The sequence below is a fragment of the Janibacter hoylei PVAS-1 genome (assembly GCF_004025845.1).
GTDB classification, from domain to species: domain Bacteria; phylum Actinomycetota; class Actinomycetes; order Actinomycetales; family Dermatophilaceae; genus Janibacter; species Janibacter hoylei.
Genome location: NZ_PIPF01000003.1, coordinates 57197 through 69910, shown reverse-complemented (window position 1 = coordinate 69910; position 12714 = coordinate 57197). Strand labels below are relative to the sequence as shown.

General features: G+C 72.7%; 12 protein-coding genes and 1 riboswitch. Of the genes, 6 read left to right on the top strand and 6 right to left on the bottom strand.

The genetic code is table 11. The features are described from left to right. The first annotated feature begins 88 nt into the window (after positions 1-88). The 6 genes from CWN80_RS03695 to CWN80_RS03670 all read left to right on the top strand — a co-directional run bounded on the left by CWN80_RS03695 (position 89) and on the right by CWN80_RS03670 (position 5502). A complete protein-coding gene (locus tag CWN80_RS03695) occupies positions 89-1243 on the top strand; it encodes a cell division protein PerM (RefSeq protein ID WP_238148064.1) in 1155 nt (384 codons plus the stop codon). A 53-nt stretch (positions 1244-1296) separates the two neighbouring features. Next, on the top strand, positions 1297-1935 hold the full coding sequence (locus tag CWN80_RS03690) for a hypothetical protein (RefSeq protein ID WP_007924464.1): 639 nt from the start codon (positions 1297-1299) through the stop codon (positions 1933-1935). A gap of 20 nt (positions 1936-1955) precedes the next feature. After that, positions 1956-2558 (top strand): phosphoribosylglycinamide formyltransferase, encoded by a 603-nt coding sequence (gene purN, locus CWN80_RS03685; protein ID WP_007924465.1) that lies wholly within the window; start codon positions 1956-1958, stop codon positions 2556-2558. 10 nt (positions 2559-2568) lie between these two features. Next, positions 2569-2650, top strand: a riboswitch (ZMP/ZTP riboswitch). A 30-nt stretch (positions 2651-2680) separates the two neighbouring features. Further along, positions 2681-4279, top strand: coding sequence for a bifunctional phosphoribosylaminoimidazolecarboxamide formyltransferase/IMP cyclohydrolase (gene purH / locus CWN80_RS03680; RefSeq protein ID WP_007924478.1), 1599 nt, complete (start codon positions 2681-2683; stop codon positions 4277-4279). Between the two features lie 30 nt (positions 4280-4309). Continuing rightward, positions 4310-5170 carry a bifunctional methylenetetrahydrofolate dehydrogenase/methenyltetrahydrofolate cyclohydrolase gene (locus CWN80_RS03675; RefSeq protein ID WP_007924479.1) on the top strand — a complete coding sequence of 287 codons (861 nt, stop codon included), beginning with the start codon at positions 4310-4312 and terminating at the stop codon, positions 5168-5170. Then, positions 5167-5502: a DUF3017 domain-containing protein gene (locus CWN80_RS03670; protein ID WP_007924480.1), complete on the top strand. Its 336-nt coding sequence runs from the start codon at positions 5167-5169 to the stop codon at positions 5500-5502. Before CWN80_RS03675 ends, CWN80_RS03670 begins: the two co-directional genes overlap by 4 nt. A gap of 66 nt (positions 5503-5568) precedes the next feature. On the opposite strand, the gene CWN80_RS03665 is transcribed toward CWN80_RS03670, so the two are convergent. From CWN80_RS03665 to CWN80_RS03640, 6 genes are all read right to left on the bottom strand, one after another. Then, positions 5569-6564, bottom strand: coding sequence for a malate dehydrogenase (locus CWN80_RS03665; RefSeq protein ID WP_007924481.1), 996 nt, complete (start codon positions 6562-6564; stop codon positions 5569-5571). Positions 6565-6653: 89 nt separating this feature from the next. Further along, positions 6654-7379 carry an anti-sigma factor gene (locus tag CWN80_RS03660; protein ID WP_007924482.1) on the bottom strand — a complete coding sequence of 242 codons (726 nt, stop codon included), beginning with the start codon at positions 7377-7379 and terminating at the stop codon, positions 6654-6656. Continuing rightward, positions 7376-8002, bottom strand: a complete 627-nt coding sequence (gene sigK, locus CWN80_RS03655; RefSeq protein WP_128276904.1) for an ECF RNA polymerase sigma factor SigK — start codon at positions 8000-8002, stop codon at positions 7376-7378. Before sigK ends, CWN80_RS03660 begins: the two co-directional genes overlap by 4 nt. Before the next feature lie 14 nt (positions 8003-8016). Further along, on the bottom strand, positions 8017-8655 hold the full coding sequence (locus CWN80_RS03650; protein ID WP_007924484.1) for a fasciclin domain-containing protein: 639 nt from the start codon (positions 8653-8655) through the stop codon (positions 8017-8019). A 72-nt stretch (positions 8656-8727) separates the two neighbouring features. After that, on the bottom strand, positions 8728-10248 hold the full coding sequence (locus tag CWN80_RS03645) for a molybdopterin-dependent oxidoreductase (protein WP_128276903.1): 1521 nt from the start codon (positions 10246-10248) through the stop codon (positions 8728-8730). 192 nt (positions 10249-10440) lie between these two features. Next, a complete protein-coding gene (locus CWN80_RS03640) occupies positions 10441-12660 on the bottom strand; it encodes an NADP-dependent isocitrate dehydrogenase (RefSeq protein WP_128276902.1) in 2220 nt (739 codons plus the stop codon). Positions 12661-12714 lie beyond the last annotated feature (54 nt).

Genomic DNA, 12714 nt, shown 5'->3' with positions numbered 1-12714 from the left:
TTGCCCCCCGGAAGAAATCTTTTCGTGACCCACGGCTGGCCTCCACCACACACCCGGCCCCGTCGGTGACGATGGGGGTGTGACGGTGATGGAACTCATCCGGTCGGCCACGACCGGGGACGACGCTACCCGCAGACGACCTGACCTGCGGGCAGCAGCCGCTGGTGCGCTCACCGCCCTCGCCGGATGGTTCGTCGTCGTCATCGTCGTCCTGCTCGGTGCCCTCGCCGTGCCCCGTGCCACCGCCGGCATCGGTGACGCGCTCGGCTCGGGCAGTCTGCTCTGGCTCGTGCTCGGTGGCGCCCGCCTCCACCTGGGGGAGGGCACGCTCGCGCTCACCCCTCTCCTCGGGCCGTTGCTGCTCGTCCTGCTCGCACGCGCCGGCGCCCGACGCGGCCTGGCCGACGACGCCGACGGCGTGGAGCAGGGCAGCTGGCTGGCCGGCTACGCCGGGGTCGGGGTGCTCACGGCACTCCTCGGGCTGCTCTCGCCCGCCGGGCCCGTCCTCGTCAGCCTCGTGCTGCCCGTGCTCGCCGTCCCCGCGCTCGGCCTCCTCCTGGCGCAAGGCGCCCCCTCGAGGGTCGGGGAGCTGTGGGACCGCGCGCCGGTCTCCGTGCGGCGCGGCCTGCTGCCGGGCGCGAAGGGAGCGGCCCTCCTCCTCGGGCTGGGCTCGCTCCTCGTCGTCGTCGCGACCCTCGTCCACATCGGCCGGGTCACCCACATCCACGCCGAGCTCGAGACCGGGCTCCTCGGCGGGCTCGCCCTCGTGCTGCTCCAGGTGATGCTGCTGCCCAACCTCGGCATCTGGGCGCTCTCGCTCGCTGCCGGCCCGGGCTTCTCGACGGCGGGCGGGGCCATGACGACGTGGTCGAGCGCGGAGGCCGGGCTGCTGCCCATGGTGCCGGTGCTCGCCGCCCAGCCGCAGCCCGGGCCCATGCCGTGGGTCGCCCACCTGCTCGTCCTGCTCCCGCTCGTCGCCGGAGCCTGGATCGGTCGCGAGACCCTCTCGCGGGTCCCGCGCCTGGCGCCCACGCAGTCCAAGCTGGCGGCAGTCCTCGCGGCCGTGGTCGTGGCGGCACTGGGTGTCGCGCTGCTCGACGGGCTCGCCGGAGGGTCGCTCGGCGCGATGCGGCTGGCCCACCTCGGCGCGCCGGCCGTCAGCCTCGCCCTGGTGCTCGTCCTCGAGCTCGCTGCCGGTGCGCTCGTCGTGCTCGCCCGCGACTGGTGGCTCCTGCGGCGCTGAGCACCACCCACCGAGCGGTAGCGTGATCAGCACGTCGTCGGGGAGGTGGGCTCGTGGTCCGTCCAGCGCTGGCCCTCGCCCTGACGGCTGTCGTGATCGCCGGCTGCACCCGCACGGACTGGCACGAGCCCCCCGCCCGCACCGAGACGGTGACGGCGAGTCCCACGACCGACCCGACGACCACCCGCACCGAGACGGCGGCGACGAGCTCCACGACCGACCCGACGACGGCCCGCTCCGGGCCGGCGACCATCCCCGCCCCAGGGCGGCTGCGGGCGTCGACGTCGACCGCCGGCTTCGTCTCGCCGAGCGGCAAGATCGCCTGCACGCTGTCGGCGGGGGAGACCCCCTTCGCCCGCTGCGACCTGCGCTCCGGCAGCCTGCCGGTACCCCCGGAGGTCCGCGGCGAGTGCATCCACGACAGCGGCACGAGCATGGTCGTCGACGGTGACGGAGCCCGGCCGGGGTGCGTCAGCGACGCCGTGCAGGGGCAGTCGACGACCGAGGCCCGGGCCGCGGGCTGGTGGCGCGAGGACTTCGGCGAGGGCAGCCTCGGCGAGGCGGTGCTGCCGTACTCCCGTGCCCTCGACGTCGGCGACGGCGTCGGCTGCGAGAGCCGGACCACCGGCATGACCTGCCGGGTCGGGGAGCACGGCTTCACGATCAACGACACGGCGTACACCACGTGGTGACCGCCTCCTAGACTCGCGGGGTGAGCGCCCCCCTTCGTCTCGTCGTCCTCGTCTCCGGCTCCGGCTCCCTCCTGCAGGCGCTGCTCGACGCACAGGCAGCGGGCACGCTGCCCGCACAGGTCGTCGCCGTCGGGGCGGACCGGGCCTGCACCGGTCTGGAGCGCGCGGAGGCCGCGGGGGTGGCGACCTTCGTCGAGGCGGTCGGTGACCACGCCGACCGGGCCGCGTGGGACGCGGCACTGGCTGCCCGCATCGCCGAGCAGGCGCCGGGCCTCGTCGTCACCGCGGGCTTCATGAAGATCCTCGGACCGCAGGCCCTGGCCGCCGCCACCTTCGTCAACACCCACCCGGCGCTGCTGCCCGCCTTCCCCGGCGCCCACGGGGTGCGCGATGCCCTCGCGTACGGCGTGACCGTCACCGGTTCCACCGTCCACCTCGTCGACTCCGGTGTCGACACCGGGCCGATCATCGAGCAGCGCACCGTCCCGATCGCGCCCGACGACACCGAGGCGAGCCTGCACGAGCGGATCAAGGTCGTCGAGCGCGAGATGCTCGTCGACGTCGTCACGGCGATGGCCACCGGTGGGTGGCGGGTCGAGGGACGTCGGGTCCACGTCGGCTGAGCATCTAGACTCGGGGCCACACGACTGGCGAAGGTGGATCACCACCGGGGAGTGAGACAAGTCGAGGTGCATCGCCCGCCTGGGTGCACCCACCGCACCGCAGCGACCCTCCAGGAGTACTCGTGTCAGACCGTCGTCCCGTCCGCCGTGCCCTCGTCTCCGTCTACGACAAGACCGGTCTCGAGGACCTCGTGCGCGGCCTCGCCGACGCCGGGGTCGAGCTGGTCTCGACCGGCGGCTCCGCCGCGACGATCGCCGGGCTCGGCCTGCCGGTGACCAAGGTCGAGGACCTCACCGGCTTCCCCGAGTGCCTCGACGGCCGGGTCAAGACCCTGCACCCGCGGGTCCACGCGGGCATCCTCGCCGACACCCGGCTCGAGGACCACGTGCGGCAGCTCGACGAGCTGGAGGTCGCCCCCTTCGACCTCGTCGTCGTCAACCTCTACCCCTTCGCCGACACCGTCGCCTCCGGCGCGGGCGTGCAGGACTGCATCGAGAAGATCGACATCGGCGGCCCGACGATGGTGCGCGCCGCGGCCAAGAACCACGCCTCCGTCGCCATCGTCACCGACCCCACGACCTACGGTGACGTCCTCGAGGCCGTGCGCGGCGGCGGCTTCACCCTTGCCCAGCGGCAGCGGCTGGCGACCGACGCCTTCGTCCACACGGCGACCTACGACGTGGCCGTCGCCTCGTGGATGGGATCGGTCGTCAGCCCGAGCGACGAGACCCCCTTCCCCGGCTGGATCGGTGGCACCTACGCCAAGAAGTCCGGCCTGCGGTACGGCGAGAACCCGCACCAGGCCGCCGCGCTCTACGTCACCGACGGCGGGGGCGGTATCGCCGGTGCCGAGCAGCTGCACGGCAAGGAGATGTCGTACAACAACTACATCGACGGTGACGCCGCGCTGCGCGCCGCCCACGACCACGCCGGCCTGCCGACCGTCGCGATCATCAAGCACGCCAACCCGTGCGGCATCGCCGTGGGGGAGAGCATCGAGGTCGCCTACGAGCGCGCGCACGCGTGCGACCCCGTCTCCGCCTACGGCGGCATCGTCGCGACCAACCGCCCGGTGACCGCGGCGATGGCCACGGCCCTCAACGACACCTTCTCCGAGGTCGTCGTCGCGCCCGACTTCGAGCCGGACGCCCTGGAGATCCTCAAGGAGAAGAAGAACCGCCGCCTGCTCAAGGTCGCGAAGCCCGCCCCGGGCGGCGTCGAGACCCGGCCGGTCTCCGGCGGCCTGCTCGTCCAGCAGCGCGATGCGATCGACGGCGTCGTCGAGCCGACGGGGGACGACAAGCCCACCCAGGGCCACGGCGACGACCCGAGCGCCTGGGCGCTCGTGACGGGTGAGGCGGCCGACGCGGCGACCCTCGCCGACCTCGCCTTCGCCTGGCGCGCGGTGCGCGCGACGAAGTCCAACGCCATCCTCCTCGCCAAGGACCAGGGCTCGGTCGGCATCGGCATGGGCCAGGTCAACCGCGTCGACTCCTGCCACCTCGCGGTGAGCCGGGCCGGCAAGGAGCGGGCGAAGGGGGCCGTCGCGGCCTCGGACGCCTTCTTCCCCTTCGCCGACGGGCTGCAGGTGCTGCTCGACGCCGGCGTCAGCGCGGTCGTCGCCCCCGGCGGCTCCGTCCGCGACGACGAGGTCGTCGCGGCCGCCGAGGCGGCCGGCATCACCATGTACTTCACCGGCACGCGGCACTTCGCCCACTGATCGCCGACGACGATACGGAAGGATGACCACGTGACGGCACAGATCCTCGACGGCAAGGCGGCGCTCGCGTCGATCAAGGACGAGCTCAGGGTGCGGGTGGCCGCGCTCAAGGAGGCGGGCATCACCCCGGGCCTGGGCACGGTCCTCGTCGGCGACGACCCCGGCAGCCGCTGGTACGTCGGCGCCAAGCACAAGGACTGCGCGGAGATCGGTATCACGAGCATCCGGCGCGACCTGCCGGGCAGCTCGACGCTCGACGAGGTCCTCGCCGTCGTGCGCGAGCTCAACGAGGACCCGACGTGCACCGGCTTTCTCGTGCAGCAGCCGACCGGGCTGGACGAAAACGCGATCCTCTCCGCCGTCGACCCGGCCAAGGACGTCGACGGGCTGCACCCGGTCAACCTCGGGTGGCTCGTCCTGGGCGAGCCGGCTCCGCTGCCGTGCACGCCGATGGGCTGCATCGAGCTGCTCCGCCGGCACGACGTCCCGATCGAGGGTGCCCACGTGGCGATCGTCGGCCGCGGCATCACCGTCGGGCGGCCCCTCAGCCTCATCCTCACCCGGCGGAGCGAAAACGCGACGACGGTCTCGTGCCACACCGGCACGCGTGACCTCGCGGCGGAGGTGCGGCAGGCCGACATCGTCGTCGCCGCGGCCGGAGTGCCCGGCATCATCACGGCTGACATGGTCAAGCCCGGTGCGGCCGTGCTCGACGTCGGCGTGAGCCGGATCGTCGCCGAGGACGGCACCTCCAAGGTGGCCGGTGACGTCGCGGCCGACGTCGCGGAGGTCGCCGGCTGGGTCAGCCCCAACCCCGGCGGGGTCGGCCCGATGACCCGGGCGATGCTGCTGACCAATGTCGTCGAGGCCGCGGAGCGCGGGCTGGCATGAGCGAGGCGGGGTGTAGCACGGCGGGTGGCCCGCCCGACGAGACGTCGGCGACCGGGCGCCCTGCCCTCGACGTCCGTCCGCTCGCCGCTTGGTGGCTGATCTTTGCGGGCATCGTCACCGCGCTGCTCTTCATCCTCACCGACCACGTCCTGCGGGCGACCCTGTGCTTCGGGGGGTCGCTCCTGCTGGCTGCGGTCCTGCGGGTGACCCTGCCCGGGTCCAAGGCGGGCGGCATTGCCGTGCGTGGCCCGCTCGTCGACCTCGTCATCCTCATCGGGCTCGGCGTCGCGGTGCTCGTCGCCGGCTTCACCCTCGACCTCACCGCCCGCTGAGCACGACGAAGGGGGCCGACCGCACGACGTGCGGTCGGCCCCCTTCGCGCTGCCGGGGCGGGGGCGTTAGGCCTTGATGAGCCCGAGCTTGGTGACGGCCTCGCGCTCCTCGGCGAGCTCGGCGACCGAGGCGTCGATCTTGGCGCGGGAGAAGTCGTCGATCTCGAGGCCCTGGACGATCTCCCACGTGCCGTCCTTGACGGTGACGGGGAAGGAGGAGATGAGGCCCTCGGGGACGCCGTAGGAGCCGTCGGAGCAGACCGACATCGAGACCCAGTCGCCATCGGGGGTGCCGAGCGCCCAGTCACGCGCGTGGTCAACCGTGGCCGAAGCGGCGGAGGCGGCCGAGGAGGCGCCACGGGCCTCGATGATCGCTGCGCCGCGCTTGGCGACGGTCGGGATGAAGGTGCTCTCCAGCCACTCCTGGTCGCCGACGGCCTCGGCGGCGTTCTTGCCGGAGACCTCGGCGTGGAAGAGGTCGGGGTACTGGGTGGCCGAGTGGTTGCCCCAGATCGTCATCTTCTTGATCTCGGTGACCGGCACGCCGAGCTTGGCCGACAGCTGGCTGATGGCGCGGTTGTGGTCCAGACGGGTCAGCGCGGAGAAGCGCTCGTTGGGGATGTCGGGCGCGTTGTTCATCGCGATGAGCGCGTTGGTGTTGGCCGGGTTGCCGGTGATCGTCACGCGGACGTCGTCAGCGGCCACCTTGTTGAGGGCCGCACCCTGCGGGGCGAAGATGCCGCCGTTGGCCTCGAGGAGGTCACCGCGCTCCATGCCCGGGCCACGGGGGCGGGCGCCGACGAGGAGGGCGTGGTTGACGCCTTCGAAGACCTTTTCGGGGTCGTCGCCGATCTCGACACCGGCGAGGGTCGGGAAGGCGCAGTCGTCGAGCTCCATGACGACGCCCTCGAGAGCCTTGAGAGCCGGGGTGATCTCGAGCAGACGCAGCTCGACCGGGGTGTCGGGGCCGAAGAGCGACCCGCTGGCGATGCGGAAGAGAAGGCTGTAGCCGATCTGGCCGGCGGCGCCGGTGACAGCGACCTTGACGGGAGTGGTGCTCACGAGAAGTCGTACCCCTTCGTGCGGTGATTGGGGAGCAGATACGGTCTCGACCCTACTCCGAGGCGGGGTGCCGGTGTCACCGGCGTCCGTCAGCCCAGCGCAACGAGTGCCACGGGGTCGGTCGTCGGCTGCCGGGACCCTCCAGTGGGCTCGACGCTCAGGCCGACGCCCTCGGCTGCGGTGACATCACCCTCGAGCACCATCTCGCCGTCGGTGCCGGGCACCATCCCGGCGGAGGTCATGGCGCCGGATGGGGCCTGCAGCCAGGCCTGGTAGGCGTGCCCGTCGCCGGGGTCGGCGAGCCCCTCGACGCGCAGCACGGCCTTGCCCATGCGCTCGGAGCGCACGACCCGGACCGTGCCGCCGTCGGCGGTGGCGACCTCCTGGGTCCGGGCGTCCGGTGCCGCCACGACCTCCTCGGAGATGCTCGTGGTGGCGCGGTCGACGACCTGCCAGGTGACACCCCCACCGACGACGAGACCGGCGGCCGCGGCGAGGGCGACCCAGCGGCGCCGCGCCCGCCGGCGAAGGGGGAGCACCTCCGCCTCGTCCTCGGCGTGGGTGGGCGTGGGGTGCGCGGCGGGCGGCGGGTCCTGACGGGTCTGGGCGGCGCGGGCCAGGATGTCGTCCCGCAGCGAGGGCGGCGGGGTGACCGCGACCGTCTCGGCGAGCAGCGGGGTGACCGCGCCGAAGGAGTCGACCTCGTCGCGGCAGGTCGCACAGCGCGCGAGGTGCTCCTCGAAGTCGGCGCGCTCGTCGTCGTCGAGAGCGTCGAGGGCATAGGCCCCGGAGAGGCTGTGCAGGTCGTCGCTCATGGGGTCACTCCCAGCTGGTCCCTCAGACGGATGAGTCCGTCGCGGATGCGTGTCTTGGCGGTGCCGAGTGGTAGGTCGAGGAGGCTGGCGACCTCCGTGTGGGTGTAGCCGCCCAGGTAGGCCAGGCTCACGGCCTCGCGCTGGTTGGCGGTCAGCCCGTCGAGGGCCGAGCGCACCCGTGCGGCCTCGATCCGGGCCGTGGCCGTCTCCGCGGTGGTGTCGAAGTCGACCTCCCGGGAGCGGGCGTGCCAGCCGTCGTCTCGGACCGCGGCGGCCTGGCTCGAGCGCACCCGGTCGATGGCGCGGTGGTGGGCCATCGTGAGCAGCCAGCCGATCGCCGACCCGCGCCGCGGGTCGAAGTGGCTGGCCCGGCGCCACACCTCGAGGTAGACCTCCTGGGTCACCTCCTCGGACTGCGCCGGGTTGCGCAGGACCCGCAGGATGAGACCGTGCAGTCGGGGAGCCGTCTCGTCGTAGACGGCGGCGAAGGCGACCTCGTCCCCCTTCGCCACCTGCTTGAGGCGGTGGGCGAGCCGGTCGTGGCCCCCGTGGGCAGGCTCCCGCTCGGAGCCCGTGGGGGCATCCGGCGGGTCCTGCTCACGGGGAGGGGGCACGAGGTCCATGGTGACGGATCAGGTCACTTCTTGGCGGTCGGCATGAGGACCGAGTCGACGATGTAGACCGTGGCGTTGGCGGTCTGCACGTCGCCGCAGACGACGGTGGCGTCACCGACGGTGAAGTCCTCGCCCGAACCCTTGACGGTGATCTTGTCGCCGGCGAGGGTCTCGTGGGTGCCGGCGAGATCCTCGGGAGCGAGGCGGCCTTCGACGACGTGGTGGGTGAGCACGGTCGTCAGCAGGCCCTTGGGGTCACCCATCGCCTTGTCGAGCGTGGCCTGGTCCATGGCGGCGAAGGCGTCGTCGGTCGGGGCGAAGACGGTGATGTCCTCGGAGGAGTTGAGTGTCTTGGCCAGGTCGGCCTCGGTCACCGCCTTGACGAGGGTCTTGAGGAGCGGGTTGTTGCTCGCGGCGGTCGCGACCGGGTCGGTCGACATGCCGTCGAAGGAGCCCTTGCCGTCCGTGGGGACGTCGGCACAGCCGTCCCCGAAGGGGGCCGCGGCCTCCGTCGCCTTCGACGAGGAGGAGGACATCGCGTCGGACGTGCTCGACGAGCCGCTCGAGGTGCTGTCGGTGTCGCTGCCGCACGCGGCGAGGGCGAGGGGGAGGGTGAGGGCCGCGATCGCGGCGACGGTGCGGGGGGTGGTCCTGCGGTACATGTCTGCCTCCAGGGGCGTCGTGGGGGGCTGTGCAGGAAGGGTTCGGAGCGCGCGCGCATCCGGATGGGTCGGTCAGTCGGTGACGGTCACCGCGACCGAGTGCCAGCCCGTGGCGCCGGCGGGGAAGGGGGTGGCCTCCTGCTGCGTCTGCAGCTCGCCGTCGCCGTCGGTCGCCCGGACCGTGAGGTCGTGACGACCCGGCGTCGCGTCCCACGGGAGGAACCACTGCCGCCAGCAGTCGACGCCCGCCTCGGTGCCGAGCGTCGCCCGGCGCCACTCGCCGTCGTCGACGCGCACCTCGACCCGCTCGATGCCGCGGCGCTGCGCCCAGGCGACGCCCCCGATGACGGTGCGCCCGGGCGGGATGCGGCGCAGCGCGCGCGGGGTGTCGATCCGGGCCTGGGTGCGCACGCGCCCGTCGGTCGCCCAGTCGCGGTCTGTCCAGTACGCACTCGCCGCGTCGTAGCGGGTGACGGTCATCCGGGTCAGCCACTTCGTCGCGCCGACGAATCCGTAGAGCCCGGGCGTGACGAGGCGGGCGGGGAACCCGTGCTCGCGGGGGAGCGGAGCGCCGTTCATCCCGACGGCGACGAGCGCGTCACGGCCGTCGAGCAGGGCCGAGAGCGGTGTCGAGATCGTCATGCCGTCGGTCGAGGTCGAGAGCACCTGCAGGTCGGGGTCGCGTGGGTCGGTGTCGAGTCCGGCGCGGGCGAGCAGCTCGCGAGTGGGCACGCCGAGCCAGCGTGCGTGGCCGATGTAGGGGCCGCCGACCTCGTTGGAGACGCAGTTGAGGGTGATGTCGCGCTCGACCATGGTCAGGGCGAGCAGCTCGTCGATGTCGAGCGTCAGCTCCTCGGGCACGTCGCCGTCGATCGTCAGCGACCAGTCGCCGGGGTCGACGCGCGGGGCGATCAGCGCGGTGTCGATCCGGTAGAAGTCCCGGGTGGGTGTGACGAAGGGGGAGATCCCCGGTCGCCCGAGGTCCACCCCCTTCGCCAGGGGCGGCAGCGGATTGGCCGCGGCGGGCAGCTCGAGGGTCGGTGGTCGCGACCGGGCGATGAGCGTCTGGCCGGTCCCGCCGAGCGCGGCGGCCACGGCACCCGTGCCGCCGAGGGCGAGGACCCGTCGTCGGGTCGGCCGGTCGGGTCGGCCGCGGGTGCCGGTGGGGACGAGTCGGCCGACGAGGGCGTCGAGGGCGAGTACCCCGACGACGGCGGCGACGAGGGCGGGCAGCCAGGCGAGGTCGCCGGCCGTGGGGCGCAGCACGGCGGCGGCGCCAGCGAGTGCGGTGAGCAGCAGGAGCAGCCCCGTCGAGACGAGCCGTGACCGCGGCCGGACCGCCCCGGCGAGGGCGGCCAGCAGCAGGGTGGCGACCGCGACCGACCCGATGAGGATCGGCTTGTCCGCGGTGCCGAAGGTGCCGACCGCCCACTCCTTGACCGGTGTCGGCGTCGCGTCGATGACCTGGCTGCCGACGGCGAGCGCGGGGGAGGCGGCCGGGTCGGTCAGGGCGGCCACGAGGTGCGCGGCGGCGGTGCCGAGCGCGGTCGCGACGACACCGCAGACGGCCGGGAGTGCGGTCCGAGAGCTCATGGTGGTGGTTCGCAGCCGCCGGCCCGGACGGATGGGGCGCTGCGTCGAGCACGACGAATGGCGCTGCCCTGAGGAGGACGCCCCGCGGCCGTCACGAATGGCGCTGCCCTGAGGAGGACGCCCCGCGGCCGTCACGAAGGGGGGACGGTCCGGCGGGTGCCGGTCCGTCCCCCCTTCGTGCGGGGTCATCGGTCAGAGGGCGTCGATGATCGCGTTGAGCGTCGCGCTCGGGCGCATCGCGGCCGCGGCCTTGTCGGCGTCCGGCTTGTAGTAGCCACCGAGGTCGACCGGCGAGCCCTGCGCGCCGATGAGCTCGTCGTTGATCTTCGCCTCGTTGGCCGCCAGCTGCTCGGCGACGGAGGTGAAGCGCTCCTTGAGCTCGGCGTCGGTGTCCTGGGCCGCTAGGGCCTGCGCCCAGTAGAGGGCGAGGTAGAAGTGGCTGCCGCGGTTGTCGATCGAGCCGAGCTTGCGGGCCGGGCTCTTGTTTTCCTCGAGGAAGGTCGCGATGGCCGTGTCGAGGGTGTCCGCGAGGACCTGGGCCTTGGCGTTGTCGAAGTTCGTCGCGAGGTGCTCCAGCGAGGCGCCGAGCGCGGAGAACTCACCGAGGGAGTCCCAGCGCAGGTAGTTTTCCTTGACGAACTGCTGGACGTGCTTGGGGGCCGAGCCACCCGCGCCGGTCTCGAAGAGGCCACCGCCAGCGAGCAGCGGCACGATCGAGAGCATCTTGGCGCTCGTGCCGAGCTCGAGGATCGGGAAGAGGTCGGTGAGGTAGTCGCGCAGGACGTTGCCCGTCACCGAGATCGCGTCCTTGCCGGCGCGGATCTGCTCGAGGCAGTAGGTGATGGCCTCGACGGGCGGGAGGATCTTGATCTCCAGGCCCTCGGTGTCGTGCTGCGGCAGGTACTCATTGACCTTCGCGATGATCTGCGCGTCGTGGGCGCGCTGCTCGTCGAGGAAGAAGACGGCCGGGGCGCCGGTCGCGCGGGCGCGGGTGACGGCGAGCTTGACCCAGTCCTGGATCGGGATGTCCTTGACCCGGCTCATCCGCCAGATGTCGCCGGCCTCGACGGTGTGCTCGAGGACGACGTCACCGGCGGAGGTGGTGACGCGGACGGTGCCGTCGGCCGGGATCTCGAAGGTCGTCGGGTGCGAGCCGTACTCCTCGGCCTTCTGCGCCATGAGGCCGACGTTGGGGACGGTGCCGATTGTCGCCGGGTCGAGGGCGCCGTTGCGCTTGTGCTCCTCGAAGACGGCGGCGTACATCGGGCCGTACGAGCGGTCGGGGATGAGCGCGAGGGTCTCGGACTGGCCGCCCTCGGCGTTCCACATCTGACCGGAGTCGCGGATGACGACCGGCATCGAGGCGTCGATGATGACGTCGCTCGGGACGTGGAGGTTGGTGATGCCCTTGTCGGAGTCGACCATCGCCAGCGCGGGGCGCTGCTCGGCGAGGGCGTCGATGTCGGCGCGGATCGCGTCACGCGTCTGCGCCGGCAGCGTGTCGAGCTGCGTGTAGAGCGAGGCGAGGCCGTAGCGCAGGTCGACCTCGGCCTCGGCGAAGGCCTCGGCGTGCGTGTCGACGAGGTCGCCGAGCCAGGCGGCGACGGCGTGGCCGAAGAGGATCGGGTCCGAGACCTTCATCATCGTGGCCTTGAGGTGCAGCGAGAGGAGCAGACCCTCGGCGCGGGCGGTCTCGATCTGCTCGGCGTAGAAGGCGCGCAGCGCGGCGGCCGACATGAAGGTCGCGTCGACGATCTCCCCCTTCGTCACCGGCACGGCGTCCTTGAGGACGGTCTCGGTGCCGTCCGTGGCCGTCAGGGTGATCTTCAGGGTGTCGTCCGTGGGGGAGACGATGGACTTCTCGTTGCCGTAGAAGTCGCCCTCGGTCATCGAGGCGACGCGCGCGCGGACGTCGGCAGACCACGGGCCGAGGCGGTGGGGGTGCTTCTTGGCGAAGTTCTTCACGGCGAGCGGGGCGCGCCGGTCTGAGTTGCCCTCGCGCAGGACGGGGTTGACGGCCGAGCCGAGGACGTTGGCGTAGGCCGCGGCGACCTCGCGCTCCTCGTCGGTCTCGGGGGAGTCGGGGTAGGCCGGCAGGTCGTAGCCCTGGCCCTGCAGCTCGGCGATGGCCGCCTTGAGCTGCGGCACGGAAGCCGAGATGTTGGGCAGCTTGATGATGTTGGCCTCGGGGGTGGTCGCGAGGCGGCCGAGACCGGCGAGGTTGTCGTCGACCCGCTGCTCGGCGGTGAGACGGTCGGGGAACTGGGCGAGGATGCGGCCGGCGAGCGAGATGTCGCTGGTCTCGAGCTCCACCCCGGTGCCCGAGGTGAAGGCCTGGACGATCGGCAGCAGCGAGTAGGTGGCGAGTGCCGGCGCCTCGTCGATCTTGGTCCAGATGATCTTCGCGGTCATGTGTGTCCCTCCGTGGGGTGTGGGGTGGGTCTCGCCGTGATTGTCCCACGAGCC

What these genes read in the sequence shown, in the direction of transcription:
- sigK (WP_128276904.1), bottom strand. Translation starts at nt 8,002, where the DNA reads ATGGACCTCGTGCCCCCTCCCCGTGAGCAGGACCCGCCGGATGCCCCC.
- CWN80_RS03645 (WP_128276903.1), bottom strand. Translation starts at nt 10,248, where the DNA reads ATGAGCTCTCGGACCGCACTCCCGGCCGTCTGCGGTGTCGTCGCGACC.
- CWN80_RS03670 (WP_007924480.1), top strand. Translation starts at nt 5,167, where the DNA reads ATGAGCGAGGCGGGGTGTAGCACGGCGGGTGGCCCGCCCGACGAGACG.
- CWN80_RS03640 (WP_128276902.1), bottom strand. Translation starts at nt 12,660, where the DNA reads ATGACCGCGAAGATCATCTGGACCAAGATCGACGAGGCGCCGGCACTC.
- CWN80_RS03660 (WP_007924482.1), bottom strand. Translation starts at nt 7,379, where the DNA reads ATGAGCGACGACCTGCACAGCCTCTCCGGGGCCTATGCCCTCGACGCT.
- CWN80_RS03650 (WP_007924484.1), bottom strand. Translation starts at nt 8,655, where the DNA reads ATGTACCGCAGGACCACCCCCCGCACCGTCGCCGCGATCGCGGCCCTC.
- CWN80_RS03695 (WP_238148064.1), top strand. Translation starts at nt 89, where the DNA reads ATGGAACTCATCCGGTCGGCCACGACCGGGGACGACGCTACCCGCAGA.